This is a genomic window from Rhabdobacter roseus (assembly GCF_014202275.1).
Classification (GTDB): domain Bacteria; phylum Bacteroidota; class Bacteroidia; order Cytophagales; family Spirosomataceae; genus Rhabdobacter; species Rhabdobacter roseus.
Genome location: NZ_JACHGF010000004.1, coordinates 219,050 through 236,048, shown reverse-complemented (window position 1 = coordinate 236,048; position 16,999 = coordinate 219,050). Strand labels below are relative to the sequence as shown.

The window sequence follows — 16,999 nt, the reverse complement described above, 5'->3', positions numbered from 1 at the left end:
AGTTTCGATCAATAAAACATCAAGAGAATCCCTTATGAAATTCATCAAATATCGAATCCTATTCGTGGTAGCGGCAGGGCTTTTGGTATCTTCCTGCGACAAGCAGGCCTTCGTGGATATCAATAAAGATCCCGACGCGCTGACTACTATCCCCCCCCAAAACCAGTTTCTGAACGCCAGTGTCAGCATTCACAGCCAGGATTTTGAGGCCTTTTACGACCTTTACCAGCGGATCATGCCCTGGATGCAGTACACTACGGCGCTAAACGGAAATCAGGGCGCCTTTACCCAAAACTGGGATAACTTCTCCCAGCGCTACGGCCGCCTCTACAACGGAGTAGGCGACCGCCTCTATGACCTGGAGCAGTTAGTCGGGCGACTGGAAGCCAATGAGCAGGCACGCTACGTACACATGATCCGGATTGCCCGCATTCTGAAAGCGTATTACACCTTCTACGTATCAGACATCTACGGCAGTATCCCCTACTCCGATGCCTTCCAGGGACGCTACGGCGGCACACTGGAGCCTACTTACGATTCGCAGCAGCAAATCTTTGCCCGTCTGGACGAAGAGCTGAAAGAGGCTATTGCTACCCTGAAAGCCGCTCCTACCGTGCCACAGGTAAGTTTGGGCACTTACGACCAGTACTATGGCGGTAATGCTCAGCAATGGGTGAAAGCCGGTAATGCGCTGCGCCTGAAAATAGCCATGCGCCAGCTCAAAGCGGATGCTGCCAAGGCTACGGCGATCATTAACGAAGTACTGGCACAACCTGCTGCTGATTTGATGGCCTCCAATGCCGATAGCTGGATCTTTGTCGCTAGAACCAATTTTACGGGTAACGACAATGGTAGCAACTGGAATCCTAGCAACCTTCGGGCTCCTAAGCCCATCGTGGACTTTATGTGGGCCAACCAGGATCCTCGTATCGATGCCTTTTTTACGCCTAACTCGTATTCACAGGCGAATATCAATCTACTGATAGCCAACGGACAGTTACCCGCAGGTACGCAAGAACCCGCTCGACGCTACGTAGGCAGCTATACCAACCCGGACGATACCCGTAACAACGCCATTATTCAGCGTTTCTACACCCCGCGTCGAGTAACCAACAACGGACAGGAAATTCAGGTAGATACGCTTTCGTTCATTCAGCCCCGCCTTTTCAGCGCCATTTTTACTGACGCCAGCGGTAACGTAGGCACGGGCCGGTCATACTTACCCGTCATCACCTACGCGGATTACTGCTTCATGCGGGCCGAAGTGGCGGCTCGGGGCATTGGCACCGGCAGCACCAAAGAGTGGTACGAAGCGGGTATTACCAGCTCCATCAACTGGTATAATGACATCGCGGTGGGTGGTCAGTTCACCAACTACACCCCGGTAACCCCGGCGGAGATCACGGCGTATCTGGCTAAACCCGCGGTCGCTTTCGACGCGAGCAAAGCCTTGGATCAGATTGCCAGCCAGGCATACCTGCACTTCCTCAAGCAGCCTTCGGAAGGCTGGGCTACCTGGAAACGGACGGGCTTCCCCAATCCTACCTCTACAGTACCTATGCCTACGCTGACTAACCTGGGCGCTACGCTGGTCATTCCCCGTCGGGCACCCCTGGGCATTCCGAACCCATCCTCGCCTAACTACGCCAACCGCCAGGCCGCTTACGACGCCATGGCGCAGATAGCCGGATTTGGCCGTGACCCACAGGACGCTACAGGACGCGTTTGGTGGGACAGACCGTAATTTTGGGTGAAAGATTGATTGTTACTATTCTTAAAGAAGCGGGTGGTTTTTCCCCCGCTTCTTTGTGTTTTCAGAACCGCCTATTTTCTAACAACACGACCCCTTTTTTCTCCCGCTGCCACCGCTCCTTGGCTTCCGTTGGGGTAGGCGTGACGGTCAGGTAAAATGAGCCCAGCAAGATGTCCAGATCGCCATCCTGATCCACGTCTGCGGCTTCCATCGTCAGCCAGCGCCCGCGGTTTGTATCGGCAAAGGTGCGGGGCACAAACTGGTTATTCCCCTGGTTTTCCAAATACACAAAGCTCGCTACCTGCTTCTGGCTGAAGTCCGGAAAAAACGCAATCGCCGCAATGTCCAGATCGCCGTCGCCGTCGAAGTCGCGCGCCAGGGCCTGAGTAGCTCCGTGCAGCGGATAAAAGTACTTTTCGGTAAAAGTACCTTTGCCGTCGTTGAGGTAGATGCGTAGCCCGTGGTAGGGCTTTAGGGTATGGGAAAGATCGGCATTGTCGCCGTTGACGTACAGCATGTCCACGTGGCCATCGGCGTTGAAGTCGGCCAGCTCAAAGTACCCTGAGCCGTAGACAGGTGGGAAGCGGAGTAATATTTTTTTGACAAAATTCCCCTTGCCGCCGTTCAGGTACACCGCTAGTTGCTCGTCGCCCTGCGCCCAAAGTACCCACAGGTCTTTGCGGCCGTCGCCGTTGTAATCGTGCCAATAGGTGATCCGGGCACCGGGGCGATTTTCGATAATGTGCCGTTGCAGGCTGTCGGTAGGCGTGGCTTCGTACCAGCTCAGCTGCCCCGTGTAGTTCCCGTATTCGCACAATACTACATCCTCGTGGCCATCTTCGTTGATATCCTGAAACGAGGCATGGACCGGCCGCTGTAGCCCCGTAATGAGGCGACGCCCCTGCCAGCTACCCGCTTGTTTACGCAGGCTGACCCACTCGCCAGTGGTCTGGTCGTTCGGGTCCATGATACCCATATGAAGTACTTGCCGGGTACCATCCGGCAGACTTCGTAAGTCTGATAAAGGGCTTTGTGGGCGGAAGAGGGAATCCGTTGTGCGTAGCTGTTTATCCAAAATATGCATGCCCCCCATCCGCTGGCCTACCCAGATCTGCTGGTGTAGAGAATCGTAGCGGATCGCCGTCACCATCGCCTCCAGCGGACTTTGCACGGGTTTTACGGTAAAATTGGTAAGTACCTGCACAGGTACCCTGCGAAGCGTATCCATTTGGGAAGTATCCACCAGGCTATCCGGCGCGGCGCTCAGGTAGTATTGCACTATTTTTTGCCAGTCCGCCTTGCTCACCACCGGGTCTTTCGGGAATACATTGGCTTGCGTGACGCGGGCAATTTCCTCGTAGTGCAGCGCTCCCAGCGGGTCGAGCCCTTCCTGCGCCAGTCCCAGCCGCAGGGCCATGTGGGGCAACACGCTTTCCTGCCAACTATTTTTGGGCAGCAGCGCCGGTTCCGGAAACAGGTGGCAGCTACCACAGTGTGTTCGTGCCAGGGCTTCGCCTTCGGAGCGGTCAGGTACCCCACATGACCAGTACCCCAAAGTACCTGCCGTAGCCACCACGAGGTACTTTCCCAGCGTTCGGAATCTTATCACGCTTCGAGCAGGTTTTGCAGCGCTTTCTCTACCTGATCAAACCCAAACCGCGCCAGTTCCGCTTGCATCCGGGCGGTGATTTCGGTCGTTTGCAGGTTACCGATGCTCCCTTCGTGGGTATGCTGAAGCGCGCGCGGCGGCGCGTAGGTACCTTCGCCAATTTCCTTGCCTACCTGCCGATACGCATCGCGGAAAGGTACCCCCTGCATCACGAGGGCATTGACGCGCTCCACGCTAAAGAGCAGGTCGTACTTGGCCTCATCCAGAAGATTCGGCTTTACCTGCATGTGCTCGAGCATGAACGCAGCGATGTCCAGGCAATCCAGCACTTCGTCAAAGGCCGGCATCAGGATTTCCTTCAGCAACTGCATATCGCGGTGGTAGCCCGAGGGTAGGTTGCTTAGCACTAGCGTTACCTCCATCGGCAGGGCCTTGAGACGGTTGGTTTTGGCCCGAAGCAGCTCGGCTACGTCGGGGTTTTTCTTGTGCGGCATGATGCTACTGCCCGTCGTGAGGTCGTCGGGCAGGACGATGAACCCAAAGTTCTGGCTGTTGTAGAGACACACATCCATCGCCAGGCGTGACACGGTAGCAGCCAACGAAGCCAGGGCTGTCAGCGCCGCCTGCTCGGTACGCCCGCGGCTCATCTGGGCGTAGACTACGTTGTGGTGCATCCCCTCAAAACCCAGCAGCTCCGTCGTCAGCGTACGATTGAGCGGAAAGGATGAGCCATAGCCCGCGCCCGAGCCCAGCGGATTTCGGTTGGCCAGCCGGTAGGCGGCCTGGAGCTGCACTACGTCGTCGATCAGCGCCTCGGCGTAAGCGCCAAACCAGAGCCCAAACGACGACGGCATGGCGATCTGTAGGTGCGTGTAGCCCGGTAGCAGATCATCCTTGTGTTGCTCCGAGCGCCGACTCAGTACCTCAAAGAGGTGTTGCGTGGCCCGCACTACCTGCCAGAGGCGGTCGCGGGTGTAGAGTTTGAGGTCTACAAGTACCTGGTCGTTGCGCGAACGGCCGCTGTGGATTTTCTTACCGACATCGCCCAGCTTCCGGGTCAGCAGAAGTTCTACCTGCGAATGCACGTCTTCCACACCCTCTTCGATCACGAAAGTACCTTCCTGGATCTGCGCGTAAATCACTTTCAGCTCGGCGCGCAGCGCCGCTAAATCCTCGGCCGTCAGCAGCCCGATGGTCTCGAGCATGGTTGCGTGGGCCAGGTTGCCCAGTACGTCAAATTCGGCCAGGTATACGTCCAGTTCGCGGTCGCGGCCCACCGTGAAGCGTTCCATTTTTTCAGAGGTAACGGTATTTTCTTTTTGCCAGAGTTTCAAGGTACTTGCTCGATTGGTGAATGAATGCTGAACCGCAAAGTTCGAAAGGTTTCCGGAAAATAGATCAATTCCTTTTCGTTTGTACCAACTCGCCGGATAGTAAACAGGGGAAGGGAAGTACGGGCTGCGCCTTATAAGTTGTACATAGGCAGAGTTCAATGTGTTAAGCTGCTCAACCAGATACGTGTAGGTACCAACAGGATTAGCTAAGATCATATTGCCATACGGATGAAAAGGTGAACTTTTCATCCGTACCTTATCACCACCCCCGGCGCGGATCACCCAACCGCCGGGCCGTATTCACTCGCCTACACCTGAAATTCGAAGCTGCTGTGGGAAATCCACGGCGGCTTCGGTTGGCGGAATGGGTACCACGCCGGTATTCGCCGCCATGATGACCGGCTAAGACTGGAGGTTTTTTTCAATGAGTATCCGTAAGCGCTGCTCATGCTGGTCGCCCCAGTGCCCAATTGCGCCAATAAGCGGTACCAGCGACTTTCCAAAATCGGTGAGATAATATTCGACTTTGGGCGGAACAACGGGGTAAATTGTCTTTCCAACCAGCTCGTGGCTTTCGAGCTCTTTTAACTGTACATTCAACACCCGGCGGGACGCTCCAGGAATTTTCCGTTGCAGCTCGCTGGGGCGTTGAAAGCCCTCGTTGATAAACCACAAGAGCCGCATCTTCCATTTGCCATAAAGCACTTCGCCGATCAGGTCGAGCCCGCAGTTTAGGTCAGGTATTGTTTTTCTTTCGTACATCCTGCAAATATAAACATAGGCTTGTAACGGTTCAATAGGGATAAATTTATCCGTATCTGAATCGTAAATCCCTACTTGTCGGCTATAAGCATTGTGCTGAAATTTGTCCTAAACCAATCAGCAAGCTCATGGACTTTACTTTTGAAAACGAACTTAATGATAAAATTGCTCTGGTAACCGGAGGAAGCAAAGGAGCTGGCAAGGCCATCGCCGACCGCCTTCAGAAAGCAGGGGCAACCGTAATCATTACGGCAAGAAACAAACCAGAAAACGAAACAAATGGCATCCACTTCCTTTCGGCTGATTTAAGCAAACCGGACGGGACCCAGAAAGTGGTGGATGAAATAGTTGAAAAATTCGGCCGCCTGGATATTCTGATCAATAATATGGGCGGCTCAGAAACCCCGGGTGGCGGCTTTGCCGTGCTTTCCGACGAAGATTGGGAATCTACTTTTCAGACCAATCTGCTGGCACCTGTGCGACTGGACCGTGGCTTTTTACCCGGCATGATCGAGCGCCGCGAAGGGGTGATCATTCACATAGCATCCATCCAGGCAAAATTGCCATTATATGACTCTACACTTCCGTATGCAGCAGCGAAAGCAGCTTTGGTCAATTATAGTAAAAGTCTTTCCCAGGAAGTCGCGCCCAACGGCGTGCGCGTACTCACCGTATCGCCGGGCTGGATTATGACCACTGCCTCCAGTCGAATGATGGAGCGTATCGCCGAGCGTTCAGGCGGCACCACCGAACAGGCCACCAACAGCGTCATGAAGGCATTGGGCGGCATTCCCTTCGGCAGACCCGCCTGGCCGGAAGAAGTGGCCGAGCTTGTTGGCTTCCTGGTCTCACCCCGGGCAGCTTACCTCACCGGCACCGAATATGTGATCGATGGCGGTACCATTCCTACGATTTGAGCAAGCATTTACTGATTTATAGTAATACATTAGACCATTTTTTATCAACACAAACTTTCATGATCATGAAACTTCCTGAAAACATAGAAGGCTTTATTCAGTCACAAAATGAACTAGACAGCACCGTATTTGCTAATTACTTTACAGAACAAGCCACCGTTTTCGATGAAGGATCGTCCTATTCGGGTAGAGACGAAATCAAGCAGTGGATACAGCAAGCCACTGAAAAGTACTCGATGCAGTTAAAGCCCTTAAACTTTAATCAAATTGGCTCAAAGGGAAAACTTACTGTCGAAGTAACCGGCACATTCCCCGGAAGCCCTGCCGTGATGCAGTATCACTTTGAATGGGATGGGCCTGCCATCCGCTCATTAAAGATTACGGGCTAAACGTTAAAGTATAAATTCGCAGGAAGGTTTCGGGAAGGTATATGCATGCTAACGGAGCATTCTGAGAAAACGAATGGGGATTAAAATTATGAACTAATTATGATGAGGAAATCAGCGCTTACTTGGGCAGTCTCCGTCGTGATCATGTTGTTTTTTACCGCCTTCACTTCGGCGCAAACCTTAGATTCGACCTATCTAAACGACCCGTCGCAACGGATAAGCATGGCCCCTGTTAGTGTTTTTAATCGTTTCCACGAGGCTGGCATGAAACCCGTTAATCATCCACTGACGCCGACCGAAAGAGAAAAGGTAACCCATGCTTTTACCTTGTTGCCGCCTTTGCATGAGCGTATTTTGAAACGACATTTGCATAGCATTAGCTTCCTGGATAACATGCCGAACACGGCATTAACCTCACCCGTTGAGTCAGTCGGTGGATTAAAAATGTTCAACATTACGTTTCGTGCGGACTTGTTGGAGGAGAACATTTCAGCATGGGCTACGTGGAAAGAAAATACTTGCTTCACGCCAGCAGCTGATTCTAGTTATCAAATACGGGTAGAAGGCGGTAACCTGGATGCCATCATTTACGTGCTGATGCATGAGGCTACGCACGTTGTCGACGCGGTGATGGACATTACCCCCCATCCTGCCGAAAGAAATGCCGTCGTAGAACCAACTCCTTTTACAAAAAATAGTTGGCGCAAAATGAATGTACCCGCCGAGTTATACCTTGATTCTTTACTGGAACAAACCCGATTCCGAAGTGGGAAAGCCGTATCGATCCGCCTCGCGCCGGAAGTGTATCGGAAGCTCGCACAGACGCCGTATCCGTCTTTATATGCCATGGCAGCTTGGTTTGAGGATATTGCGGAGCTTGCAACAATCTATCACCTCACGGCTAGGTTGAATCAGCCATTTTACGTGGTTGTTACCAAAGACAAGGTTGAGCTGGTGAGATTTGAGCCGATGAAGAACGTGCTGGTCAAACCGAGATTGGAACAACTAGCGACTTTCTACGCGAGATAATTTCACCTTAAGAAAGAACGTCCCCTTATGTTCTTCGTAGCCGTCCATACGGGTAGCCTGCCTGGGGGAGGAGCGAAACCCGCTCAGGCGCGGTTCGTAGCTGGCTCGTTTTTTACCCAAAATACCAAATTCAAATGCCTTACCGATAGCCTACGAAGGATATTTACAGTAAGGCTTGCTTCCCCTACATCCCCCAAAATCCACTGCGGGCTCGTTTGGTAAGTCGCCTGGAAGACTGGCGTTTTTCTTCTTTGCGGGATTACGCTGGGCTGCGCCGAGGTACTTTGGGTCATCAAGCGTTGGCCCGCCAATTCCCATCCCTTCATTTCGATCATCTTTATCAGGAATCGTATCAGGTCATTCAGGAAGATGTGATCAAGCAAATTTTGTAAGTTTACAACTACCAAACCGATCAAGATCTCTGGCACTGTTTGGAACAGTGCCAGAGATTTCCATTCCCTAAACTTTATTCTATGAACACTTCAGCGAATTCACAAACTACCCTCGACACCGTCCTGCACGGACTCATGACGCGCTACCAGGAGCGGGTACCTGACGTCAGCGCGATTATCAACGCCATGATCAAGGAGGGCATTATCCAACAAGCCGACGACATCGAAAACGACCACATCGCTTTCCGGACGCTGGGGGTACCGCAGTTGGGTATAGCCTCTTTTGAAAAGATATTCCTGCACTACGGCTACCAGAAGCGCGACTACTACTACTTTGAAGGCAAGAAGCTCGACGCCTACTGGTACAGTCCGCCGCAGCCGCACTACCCGCGTATTTTTGTGAGCGAGCTACGCGTGCGGGAGCTGTCAGCCGAGGCGCAGCACCTAATCCAAAGCTATACCGACGAAGTAACGAGCGACCCGGTTGACCGGCTAGATCTGAACGACGGCGCCGCCGTGGATGCCTTCCTCCACCAGCCGCTGTGGCGCACCCCTACCCTGGCCGACTACCTCACGCTGCTGCGGGAGAGCGAGTACGCCGCCTGGGTCATTTACAATCGGTATTATCTCAACCACTTCACCATCAGCGTACACAACCTACCCGAAGGCTACAACACGGTGGCGACCTTCAACGCTTTCTTGGAAAAACACGGCTTCCGGCTCAACGATTCGGGGGGCAAAATCAAGGAAAGCCCCGACGGCGGGCTACTCCAGAGCTCCACGGTGGCCGAGCTGATCGAGGCGGAATTTGCCGCAGGCGAAACGTACCGTATTTCGGGCTCGTACGTGGAATTTGCCGAGCGGCGAGTGCTTCCAGCGTTTGCGCACCTCCCCGCCGACCAGATCCGGCGCGAGCACCGGCGCGAAGGCTTCGAAGCCAACAACGCCGACAAGATCTTTGAAAGTACCTACAGCGCCCAGACGAGCCGCCAGGTACCTTGACAAAGGTATTTATTCATTGACCAGAAAGTAAACGATCCGGCAGGCCGTGCCGGTACTTTGCGGGTTTTTGCGGTCAGCGATCGACACCCGCAGCCGGTGCGGGCCGGGCTTGAGCTCGTCGGCCAGGACGAGGTACCACGGCAGGTGCAGCTGCGGACTCCACTGGGTAAACAGATCAAGGGTTTGGGTTTTTTGTCCGTCGATGCGGTAGGTCACAGTACCCGCATCCGGCCCGGAAACAACGGCGATCCCCACGGCGCGCCCGCTGAAGGTCAGCTCGAAGGAAGCGCCCGGCTGCTCACCCACTAGCATGGGTACTTGTACGAACCCGGCGCGGGTAGGTACCTTGTGGTTGGGCTCCCAGGCGGGGTTGAGCGTAAAGCCCTTTCGCTGGGTACTTTCGTCGGGCTGGCGGTAGCGCGCGCGCTCGTACGAGAAGGCATCTAGCGGCTTGGGTAGTACGGAGGTACCAGAGGTACTTTCGGGGTACTTGGTACCTAGCAGCTCTTTCAGCGTTTGGAAATAAATTTCCTGCCCGAAGGGCGAGGGGTGCAAGTCTTTGAAATCGTACTCCCAGGAAAATTCCCCCGCCCGCACGCGGTCGTAGACCTCCCTGGAAAGATTGACGAACGCAGCTCCGTAGTGGACCGCCACGCGGCGGTGTACAGCCACCTCCGTCGGCTCGCGGCCCGCGTCGTAGTCGCCAAACTTATCCGGGTCGGCAAAGGCCATCAGCACCACGTCCACGGCGGGATTGGCCGCATGAGCCTGCCGCAAAATCCCTTCCAGCGCCCGTACCTGGGCTTTTTCACTAAAACCATTGGTACGGTCATTGACGGCACTTTCCACAAAAAGCAGGTCGGGGGTACCGTGCTGTAATACATCGCGCCCAAAGCGGAACGCGTGCGGGGTACTTCCCAGTGACGGAATGCCCGCGGTAATAAACGTAAACTGGGTACCTGGAAAACGCTCCTGAAGGTACTTTGACACCTTATTGCGCCAACCCGGATTGTGCGTAATGGAGCCACCCAAAAAAGCCACCGTACCGGCTTTTGTTTTTTCAAATTTCTCCAAAGACTGACTCAACCCCAGGTTAGGTACCAGGTAGGGTGTGCGGGGCAGCGGCTTCTGCCCCGGCAGGCTGTGCTGCTCGATGAAATCGGCGAAGCGCTCCGGGTGTTCGATGGGGAAATGGTGCCCTGAGAGCGTCTGCGCGCCGCGCGTCATGGGGTACACGCTGATAGGCCCGCCCAGCTTCAGGTAGTTTTGCACCAGCGGGTAGGTGTTTTCGTCGGGCGGCACGATTTCGTCGCGCAGGCCAATGACGTGTACAATGGGTACTTTGAAGGCCGCCAGTCCGGCCAGGTCATTAAGCGGAATGTCATCGAAGGCGGCGGCTTTTGCCTCATCCAGGCCGTAGAGATCCAGCCAGCGGGTCCAGTCTTTGGGCGAGCCCTGGCCTTTGCCTTTTCCGCCGGGCCAGCTGCGCGGGTCGCACACGGGCGCTTCGGCATAGATGCAGCTCACCTTGTCGGGGTTGCGTTTCGCCCAGCCGTATACGTACAGCCCGCCTCGGCTCACGCCCTCCAGCGCTACCTTAGGAGCGAATTGTTTTTCCTGCGTCAGGTACTTATAGAAAGCGTCCCAGCGCTGCATGGCCTGCGGGTGGCCGAACAGGTCATTCGTATTGATATAGGCCACGTGAAAACCCCGCGTGAGCAGGATACTGTCCATCTCGGTATGCCAGGTAGGAAAGTGCGCCCGCCACACCCAGGGATTGCCGGGCCGGGCCTGCCGGGGCTTTACGTAGTAGGCCGAAGTACCTTCCAGGGCAAATTCTACCTTATCAAATCCCTTCCAGGACGTGACGGTTTCGGCGGGCTGCGCCAGGGCCACGGAGGCACCCGTAAGTACCCCCAGGAGCAGGTACTTTGCTTTTTGTACAAATGCGTTCATGATAGAAAAAGTACCTACGGGGCGGAGTTTACTAGTTACGCCTCCATGAAAATACCTTCGTCCTCCAAATCGGAGGCGGGAGTACCTTCTACCAGATACAGGTACCTCACGTTTAAATTTTTGATTTGGGCGTAGGGAATGACAAAAATTTCACCCGGCATCTCGTAGTAGCGAGCGTCCAGCCATTTGGCTCCGGTCGTTTCATCCGATGACTCTTTTTCGTAATCTTTATCCAGTCTCCGCCGGTATACTTCTCTGAAATACAGACGGTCCAGGCCGTTATCCTTGGAAAGAAAGAAGTCATTGATCAGGCCACAGTACAGGTAGCTTCCCTCCTTGGTCTCTACAAGGGCGTCTACGTAGACGGCCATGATAGGTAGCTGTTCCTGGGTATCCATCTTCAACTTTCCCCTCAGCAGATAGTACCAGTCATTGAATACACTCAGCGAGCGGTACCGTACGTCAAGTCCTTTTCTCAAGACCACCACCCTTAGTAGCTTCCCCAGGCTAAAGGCGATCAAAAATGCCGTCAGTTGATACATAAAAAACCGGAAGACACTTTGCTCTATTTGAGTAAAATCAATGTTGGAATGCCCCGTAAGCAGGTAGTAGAACATTCTTTCGTCCACGCCATACCGAAAAAGCGGAACGTTTTCGATGAGCAAGTAGCCAGCAAACTGAATAATAAAGGCCGGAACCAGGGAGAGAATAAGCTCGTCGACGAGCGAGGATTGGATGATCCTGCGGCTGTAGGGCCCCTCCAGGTAAGCAATACGAAAAATGATGCCCGGAAAGAGCAACAAAAAGATAAGAAGTGCACCAAAGGCAATATTCATCTGAAAAGGAAGGCGCTACTTCTTAACAAGCTCGGGGGACGATCCGGAAAGTATCTTATAGCTTTTCCCATCTACCTGAATATACTGTCCCTCCTCTGACCGGGCTCCCTTGATCACTTTACCCATAAATTCCTTCGCCAGGCGGCGATCGGAGAGAATACGACGTACTAAATCACTCATGGGCGCTTTCATAACTACCTCTGTTTACATTCAATGTGTGAATATAACGAAAAAATGGAATCGCAAGTTTTTTCTTCGTTTTCAGGCCTTGGAAAAAAGTACCTTGAGGTACCTTGAAAGTACCCCCTACACTGCTTCTAGCCTCGGGCGGGCGTTACGCCCAGGCGCTCGCACCAGCCCAGGAAGGTCTGGTAGGCATCATCGAGAACGTGCCGCTGCTCAGGAAGTAGTTGCTTGGTATTAGACCGGCAGGTAGTTTGGATGGGCAAGCCCCTTTTTTGCAGGAAGTACTTGGCGCTCACGGGGTACATTTTTGAAATGATGGGTTCCATCCGCGCCATTTCGGCCTGAAGCCAGGCGGCCTCTTCTGCCTTGGCCGGATTCGCAGCCTGCTCGCACAGCCAGCGGTGCATTTCGGGATAAAAATTGGCCGCAATGGGCGAGGTACCTTTGGCCCCCCGCCGCAGGGATTCCAGCGCGGTGGCGGTGTGGGCATTGTAAAGCTCCATGCGCGTCCCGGCCGAGACGCCCAGCTTGGCCGTGATACTGTTCAGGTCTTCCGACGTATCCTTGTGATATACGAAGTGGGGATTGGACACCAGAAACTTAAATACCTCGGGAGACAGCACGCGCTTGTAGGGCGAGGGGCATTCGTAGGTACCTAGTTTCATGGTACCTACCTGTTCAAAAAAGCGTTCAAAATTTTCCATCAAAATCGCGTCGCTCTCGCTCTTTTGGGCAAAATGGCTGGTGATGAGGATCGTCGCGTCGGCGCCCGTATCCTGGATTTTTTTGGCAAACGCAACTTTTTCTCGCAGCGAAGTACCAAACGAACCCGTGGAAACGACGGGTACCTGGCCGTTGACATACTTCACCACGTGGCGCGTCAGAGCGATCCGCTCGGGGTCATCCATGAAGTACATTTCGCTACTGAGGCAATTGGCAAAAAAACCTTTGGCCCCCGCCTGTAGGTAAAAATCAATGAGCCGCGAAACCTGATCGAAATGAATGCGGCCATCGGCCTGGTAGGGCGTGAGCATCACGGGCACCAGCTTCTTTTCGTGGGCCAGGTTCCCGGCGGGTACGGGTACTTTGTGCGTAGTCGGGCTGGCCGACCAAGCTGGGATCATTTCCGGAGCTGCCACCAAACCCAAGGTGGCGGGTAGTAGCTTTCTTAAAAATTCGCGACGGTGGCCGTAGTCATTCATTCTCAGTAAGGTTTAGGAGCTTAGCAAATAGGCAGGCTTTCTAAACAAATACGGCAGATACCCACTACGGGTACTATATCTCCGGCTTACTTTTTCGGAATTTTGTGTGAAGCTCCCTAGGCGGTGGCCGCTGCTTTGGCCTGCGCCCGTCCTAAAAGAGAAGGCGCTGATGCCCGGCACAAACAGTACTTTTCTGAGCAAGTACCTTGTAACTGCCGTATCTTATCAACTATGAATAGGACGTTTTCAGCTTCCGTTCTTTTCCCGCAAAAAGAAGCCTCCGTGTTTTTTCATTTTTTTAATAAAAAGTAAAAATAAAGTACTGGTCCACTGCGCGAAATTCCCAGTAATGCTTGTATACGCTTCTCTGGCTTTTTGATTTCCCTAAGCAGAGAGGATTATTGTCCTAAACCTTTAAACCCAGCTTAGTTATATGAAGAAGGAAAATTTACCACAAAAGGGCTCTCTTTTCGCGCTATTTGGCCAGAGGGGTAGCCTACTGCTGGCCCTGGTGCTGCTGTCGGCACCCGGCCGGGCCGCCGCGCCGTTTGCTCCCGAATTTTGGGAAAACAAAACGGACCAAAAGGACCTAATGGCCCCGCTGGAAACCATCAAGGGAAAAGTAACCGACGAAACGGGCGAGGGCCTGCCGGGGGTGAACGTGCTGGTGAAAGGTACCCAGCAGGGTACTACGACCGACGGCGAGGGCCACTTTTCGATCAACGTACCGGGCGCTGATGCCGTGCTGGTGTTCTCGTTTGTGGGTTACCAGGCGCAGGAGGTACGGGTGGGTAATAGTACCACTCTCACCATAAAACTGACCACGGATACCAAGTCGCTAAACGAAGTGGTAGTGACGGCGCTGGGTATCAAAAAGGAAACCAAGGCCCTGGGGTACTCGGTAACCCGCGTGGGCGGCGAGTCGTTGGTTAAAACCCGGGAGACCAACATCGCCAACTCCCTGACCGGAAAAGTAGCGGGTGTGAACGTTTCGCCAGCGGCTACCGGGGCGGCGGGCTCGAGCCGGGTCACGATTCGGGGCAATACCTCCATCAACGGTACCAACCAGCCGCTCTACATCATCAACGGCCTGCCCATGGACAACACCCAGTTTGGCCGGGCCAACAACGAAAGCCCCGACTGGGGCGATAATATTTCGAGTATCAACCCCGACGACATCGAGGAAATAAGCGTACTGAAAGGGGCTACCGCCGCCGCGCTCTACGGGTCCCGGGCCAAAAACGGGGCTATCATTATTACGACCAAGTCGGGCAAGGGCAACAAAGGCATCGGGGTTGAATTCAACAGCAACAATACCTTTGAGGTACCTTTCTTTCTGTGGCAGCTACAAAAAGAATACGGACAGGGCTACGGAGGCGTAAAACCCGCCAGCCAAACCGACGCCGCCAACCACGGCCAGAACCACTGGGGCTCGCGCTACGACGGCTCGCCCACCATTCAGCTGGACGGGGTCATGCGGCCCTATTCCTACGTCAAGGATCAGGTACTGGAAGATTTTTACGGCACGGGCCATACCACGGCCAACAATATCTCTTTCTCGGGCGGAAGCGACAAGGGCTCGTTCCGGCTGGGCGTAACGGACATGCGCAACAAGGGGATTATCCCCAATGCTACCATGCGCCGGGACAACATCAGCCTGAGCATGAGCCAAACCGTGGCCAACAACTTGACTATCAGCGCGAATGTAGACTATATCAACGAGCAGGTCGATAACCGCTACGTATTTACCAGTAGCCAAAGCAACATGGCCGGTACCATTCTGTGGGTCAATAGCAACATGCCCACCAGCGCCCTGGCCCCGGGCTACGACGCCAATTTTAAGGAGAAAAACCTGGGTACCGACCTGAACGCCACCAACCCGTACTACGTACTCAACCGGATTAGCAACAAAACCCAGAAGGACCGCTTCATTACCAACGTCAGCGCTCGCTGGAACATCTTCGACTGGCTTTTTATCCAAGGAAGAGCCGGGCAGGATTACTTCAATTTCAAAGCCAACAAAATAGTACCGGAAGGTACCGGCTACCGGCCCAACGGCCAGATCGACCTCAACGGCCAGACCTTCTACGAGCGGAACTTCGAAGGGCTCATTGGCCTGGACAGACCCCTGGGGCAAAGCTTTAACCTGAACGTAAATCTGGGGGGGAACCTGATGTCCCAGCACCGGGAAACGACCACCATTGTCGGCTCGGGGATTGTGATTCCCCAGCTGCACGTGCTCAACAATACCTCAGTGCGCAATACCACCACGGGTATTTACGATAAAAAAATCAACTCCCTCTTCGGTACTGCCGAGCTAAGCTACAAAAACTACCTGTTCCTGAACGTTACCGGCCGGAACGATTGGTTCTCGACCTTGAATCCCGCCTCCAACAACTTCTTTTACCCGTCGGTGGGGATGAGCTTTGTGCTCTCGGATGCCATCCAGCTACCCAAGGCCGTGACGTTTGCTAAGCTCCGAGCGGCCTACGCCTCGGTGGGCGGTGATACCGATCCTTATAATTTGTACCAAACCTACGGCCTATTGCCTTACAGCTACGGGGGCCGCCCGCTGGGTACCATCAACGGTACCACGCTCCCTAACCCCAACCTGCGTCCGCTGAATGTGGATGAGCTGGAGGTAGGTCTGGATCTGCGCTTGCTCAACAACCGGCTCGGCCTGGATGTAGCGGCTTACAACCGGCTCACAACCAACGACATCGCCCTGGAGAGTATTTCCTCGACCAGCGGGTACTCGGGCGTACTGGTCAACGTGGGCCAGATCCGTAACCGGGGCGTTGAGCTACTCCTCACGGGGAAGCCCGTGCTCAGCGATGATTTTAGCTGGGATATTTCCTTCAACGCGGCCTACAACAAGAGCAAAGTACTCAAAATCTCCGATACCCGAGACGAGTTTACCCTCGTGACGGCGGGCAAGGCCTTTATCAAACACATAGTGGGCGAAGAGTACTCGCAGATTGTGGGGCGCACCATCAAACGCAACGAGCAGGGCCAGGATATTATCGACGCCACGGGTCTTCCCATTGTCCCGACGGACGTGGTGGCCTTCGGCACGGGCATTCACCGCTGGACGACGGGCGTCATCAATACCTTTAACTACAAAGCCTTCACCCTGTCGGCCCAGGTAGATGGTAAGTTTGGTGGCAAGATTTACTCCGAAACCAACTATAGCCTCGATCACCGCGGCATGTCACCCGGCTCGCTGCTTGGTAGAGCCGAAGGGGCGGTAGTGCCAGGTGTAACCGAGGGCGGTGAAGTGAATACATTTCGGGTGACGGCCGACCGCGTCAACAACCGGGCCATCGTGGTCAGAAGACGCGATGCGCTCGACGACTACCTCTACGACGCCAGTTTCATCAAGCTGCGCTACGTTTCGCTCACCTACAACCTACCCCGCGCCCTCTACGAAAAGATCGGGTTTATCAAAGGGGCCAGCCTGTCGCTGGTGGGCCGCAACCTGCAGATCCTGATGAAGCACACGCCCGGCCTGGACCCGGAAACGAATATCTCGGCGGGTAACGATCAGGGGCTCGAATCTACGGCCCTGCCACCTACCCGGAGCTACGGATTCAACGTCAATTTGAAATTCTAAGGATGAACCCTTTTACCCG

12 protein-coding genes are annotated in these 16,999 nt (G+C 54.2%); 6 read left to right on the top strand and 6 right to left on the bottom strand.

From position 1 onward, the window contains the following. Positions 1 to 34: 34 nt before the first annotated feature. Entirely contained in the window at positions 35 to 1,744 is a 1,710-nt protein-coding gene (locus HNQ92_RS14935) for a SusD/RagB family nutrient-binding outer membrane lipoprotein (protein WP_184174851.1), read from the top strand. Positions 1,745 to 1,814: 70 nt separating this feature from the next. Here the strand turns inward: HNQ92_RS14935 and HNQ92_RS29065 are convergent, their stop codons facing one another. The 3 genes from HNQ92_RS29065 to HNQ92_RS14920 form a co-directional block, all read right to left on the bottom strand. Then, positions 1,815 to 3,362 (bottom strand): FG-GAP-like repeat-containing protein, encoded by a 1,548-nt coding sequence (locus HNQ92_RS29065; RefSeq protein ID WP_184174850.1) that lies wholly within the window; start codon positions 3,360 to 3,362, stop codon positions 1,815 to 1,817. Then, the gene (gene argH, locus HNQ92_RS14925; protein WP_184174849.1) at positions 3,359 to 4,696 is read right to left on the bottom strand and encodes an argininosuccinate lyase; all 1,338 of its coding nucleotides are present in this window, start codon (positions 4,694 to 4,696) and stop codon (positions 3,359 to 3,361) included. The genes HNQ92_RS29065 and argH overlap by 4 nt, the downstream gene beginning before the upstream one ends. A gap of 402 nt (positions 4,697 to 5,098) precedes the next feature. Then, positions 5,099 to 5,458 carry a winged helix-turn-helix transcriptional regulator gene (locus HNQ92_RS14920; RefSeq protein ID WP_184174848.1) on the bottom strand — a complete coding sequence of 120 codons (360 nt, stop codon included), beginning with the start codon at positions 5,456 to 5,458 and terminating at the stop codon, positions 5,099 to 5,101. A 128-nt stretch (positions 5,459 to 5,586) separates the two neighbouring features. Between HNQ92_RS14920 and HNQ92_RS14915 the strand changes: the two genes are divergently transcribed. The 4 genes from HNQ92_RS14915 (at position 5,587) to HNQ92_RS14900 (ending at position 9,187) form a co-directional block, all read left to right on the top strand. Continuing rightward, positions 5,587 to 6,375: an SDR family oxidoreductase gene (locus tag HNQ92_RS14915; protein ID WP_184174847.1), complete on the top strand. Its 789-nt coding sequence runs from the start codon at positions 5,587 to 5,589 to the stop codon at positions 6,373 to 6,375. Positions 6,376 to 6,440: 65 nt separating this feature from the next. Beyond that, on the top strand, positions 6,441 to 6,764 hold the full coding sequence (locus HNQ92_RS14910; protein ID WP_184174846.1) for a nuclear transport factor 2 family protein: 324 nt from the start codon (positions 6,441 to 6,443) through the stop codon (positions 6,762 to 6,764). Between the two features lie 99 nt (positions 6,765 to 6,863). After that, positions 6,864 to 7,793, top strand: coding sequence for a hypothetical protein (locus HNQ92_RS14905; RefSeq protein WP_184174845.1), 930 nt, complete (start codon positions 6,864 to 6,866; stop codon positions 7,791 to 7,793). Positions 7,794 to 8,266: 473 nt separating this feature from the next. Further along, positions 8,267 to 9,187 carry a DUF1338 domain-containing protein gene (locus HNQ92_RS14900; RefSeq protein WP_184174844.1) on the top strand — a complete coding sequence of 307 codons (921 nt, stop codon included), beginning with the start codon at positions 8,267 to 8,269 and terminating at the stop codon, positions 9,185 to 9,187. A 9-nt stretch (positions 9,188 to 9,196) separates the two neighbouring features. On the opposite strand, the gene HNQ92_RS14895 is transcribed toward HNQ92_RS14900, so the two are convergent. The 3 genes from HNQ92_RS14895 to HNQ92_RS14885 form a co-directional block, all read right to left on the bottom strand. After that, positions 9,197 to 11,143: an SGNH/GDSL hydrolase family protein gene (locus tag HNQ92_RS14895; protein ID WP_184174843.1), complete on the bottom strand. Its 1,947-nt coding sequence runs from the start codon at positions 11,141 to 11,143 to the stop codon at positions 9,197 to 9,199. A gap of 35 nt (positions 11,144 to 11,178) precedes the next feature. Continuing rightward, positions 11,179 to 11,979, bottom strand: a complete 801-nt coding sequence (locus HNQ92_RS14890) for a hypothetical protein (RefSeq protein WP_184174842.1) — start codon at positions 11,977 to 11,979, stop codon at positions 11,179 to 11,181. Between the two features lie 317 nt (positions 11,980 to 12,296). Further along, a complete protein-coding gene (locus HNQ92_RS14885) occupies positions 12,297 to 13,367 on the bottom strand; it encodes a dihydrodipicolinate synthase family protein (RefSeq protein ID WP_221307461.1) in 1,071 nt (356 codons plus the stop codon). A 433-nt stretch (positions 13,368 to 13,800) separates the two neighbouring features. Here HNQ92_RS14885 and HNQ92_RS14880 point away from each other — a divergent pair, with 433 nt between their 5' ends. Then, a complete protein-coding gene (locus tag HNQ92_RS14880; protein ID WP_184174841.1) occupies positions 13,801 to 16,980 on the top strand; it encodes a SusC/RagA family TonB-linked outer membrane protein in 3,180 nt (1,059 codons plus the stop codon). The last annotated feature ends 19 nt before the right edge of the window (positions 16,981 to 16,999 follow it).